We start from the raw sequence: 2,402 nt of genomic DNA, 5'->3' as shown, positions 1-2,402 counted from the left end.
GAGCCGGCATATGCGCGCAAAACTTGCTCCTGAGGCCACGACCTCCCACTTCCACTGCGTAACCTTCATGCTGGGGGGGGAGTTGTATGGGGTCGATATCAGCTGCATCCGTGAAATCATTGAGTTCGAGGGGATGACCCCGGTACCGATGATGCCGCGCTTCGTCAGGGGGATCATCAATCTGCGCGGAGCCGTGGTGCCCGTTATCGACCTTTCCATCCGCTTTGGACGGACCCAAACCGAGCTTAAACCCACCACCTGTGTGGCGATCCTCTCTCTTGCCAACAGCAGTGGCGAAGAGCAAGAGATCGGCATGCTGCTTGATGCCGTATGTGAAGTACTGGAGATCGCCACCGATACCATAGAGCCCGCCCCGACCTTTGGCGCCCATATCCGGGGGGATTTCATTCAGGGGGTGGTCACCATCGCCCAGCAGTTCGCTATTTTGCTCGATATGCAAAAAGCGCTCTCCATTGCCGAACTCAGCGCCATGGCGGAGGCAACCACCAGCCAGCTGTTCAATATCGAGCAAGGGGGATGCTAGTGGCCTCAGTCACACCGGAACAGGGGCCGGTGCTTAGCCAAAAGGAGTTCGATCTGTTCCGGCGATTTATTCTGACCACTGCCGGTATCGATCTTGCTCCCTGCAAGCGGGCACTGGTGCAATCCCGGCTGGCCAAACGGCTGCGGGCACTCAGCATCAGCAGCTACTACAGCTACTGGGAGCGGATCAATCAGCCCTCTGACGCCAATGAGCGGCAAATTGCGATCAATCTGCTCTCGACCAACGAAACCTATTTTTTTCGGGAAGCGCAGCACTTCAGCTGGCTGAAACACCATGCAGAACAGCTGCTGGCCAACCGCCACCAACCGCTTCGTATCTGGTCTGCCGCCTGCTCCACCGGTGAAGAGGCTTACTCTGCCGCCATGGTGCTGGCAGAGCAGTTCGGTATCAATGAGCGCTGGCGGATCTATGGCACCGACATCAATACCCGGGTGATCCCCATTGCTCAGCGTGCCATCTATGCCGCGGAACGGGCCCACCACGTCCCACCCCATTTGTGGCTGCGCTATTTTCAGCGGGGCCATGATGAATATGCAGGCAAGATCCGGGTCAGACCGGAACTGGCCAGAAAGGTCTCTTTCTCAAACCTCAATCTGCTCACCTGCAGTGACTTTGTTGAGCGGGATTTCGACGTGATTTTTTTGCGAAATGTACTCATCTATTTCAATGAAGCGACCAAGGCTCTCGTGCTGTCACAGCTGTGCAGCCTGCTCAGGCCCGGTGGCTATCTGCTGGTTGGCCACTCGGAGATCATCCGCCAGCAGGATCTGCCGTTGGAGCAGGAAGCCCCTTCTCGCTATCGCTGCCAGGATCCGCTGGCCAAGGATAATGTATGACGATACGGGTATTGATCGTGGATGACTCGGCCCTGGTGCGGGAGGTGCTGACTCAGATGTTGAGCAAATCCCCCGATATCGAGGTGATTGGCGCTGCGTTTGACCCCATTTTTGCGATGCAGCAGATGAAAAAATGCTGGCCGGACGTGATCATTCTCGACATCGAGATGCCAAGGATGGATGGCCTCACCTTTCTCAAGAAGATCATGACCGATCGCCCGACCCCGGTCATTATCTGCTCCTCCCTGACCGAAGAGGGAGCGAGCATTACACTGGAAGCGCTCTCGGCAGGGGCCATCTCCATCATTACCAAACCTGGTGTCGGCATCAAAAATTTCCTGCAGCAATCGGCCAATGAGCTGATCCAGGAGATCCGGGGGGCGGCCAATGCCAAATTACGTAACCTGCTCCCGGCCTTAGGCCAGCTCCCCGTCCCTCCGAAACGCAGTGCCGATGCCATGCTCTCTCCCCCTTCCGAACGGATCAAATTCAAAACCACCGAGCGGATCATTGCCGTTGGCACCTCCACCGGGGGGACCCAGGCGCTGGAGTATCTGCTGACCCGGCTGCCTTCCTCCTGCCCGGGACTCGCCATCGTCCAGCACATGCCTGCGAGATTTACCGCCTCCTTTGCCGAACGGCTCAATGGCCTCTCCCAGCTGGAAGTGAAAGAGGCCGTTACCGGCGATCGCCTGCTGCCCGGGGTCGCGCTGATTGCGCCGGGTGGCAAACATCTGCTGATCCAGCGCAGCGGCACCCAGTATCTGGCCGAAGTGAAAGAGGGACCACCGGTCTCCCGCCACTGCCCGTCGGTGGATGTGCTGTTTCGTTCGATCGCGGTCAGCGCCGGTCACAATGCGCTCGGCGTCATCATGACCGGTATGGGGGACGATGGTGCTCGTGGTTTGCGGGAGTTACACGACACCGGCGCTCGTACCATTGCCCAGGATGAAGCCAGTTGCGTGGTATTTGGCATGCCCAACGAGGCGATTGCTCACGGT

The 2,402-nt window shown here is 58.2% G+C and carries 3 protein-coding genes; all 3 read left to right on the top strand.

All coding sequences use genetic code 11. From position 1 onward, the window contains the following. The coding region (locus tag LD28_RS0101320) for a chemotaxis protein CheW (RefSeq protein ID WP_338151466.1) at positions 1-544 on the top strand (544 nt) is incomplete at its 5' end. Continuing rightward, positions 538-1,401 carry a CheR family methyltransferase gene (locus LD28_RS0101315; protein ID WP_050514233.1) on the top strand — a complete coding sequence of 288 codons (864 nt, stop codon included), beginning with the start codon at positions 538-540 and terminating at the stop codon, positions 1,399-1,401. The genes LD28_RS0101320 and LD28_RS0101315, both read left to right, overlap by 7 nt. Continuing rightward, positions 1,398-2,402 (top strand): protein-glutamate methylesterase/protein-glutamine glutaminase (locus LD28_RS0101310; protein ID WP_033135234.1); only part of this gene is annotated, 1,005 nt, incomplete at its 3' end. The genes LD28_RS0101315 and LD28_RS0101310, both read left to right, overlap by 4 nt.

The organism is Aeromonas finlandensis, from assembly GCF_000764645.1.
Classification (GTDB): Bacteria; Pseudomonadota; Gammaproteobacteria; order Enterobacterales; family Aeromonadaceae; genus Aeromonas; species Aeromonas finlandensis.
The sequence above is the reverse complement of the archived record's forward strand: the minus strand, read 5'-3'. Positions and strand labels throughout refer to the sequence as shown.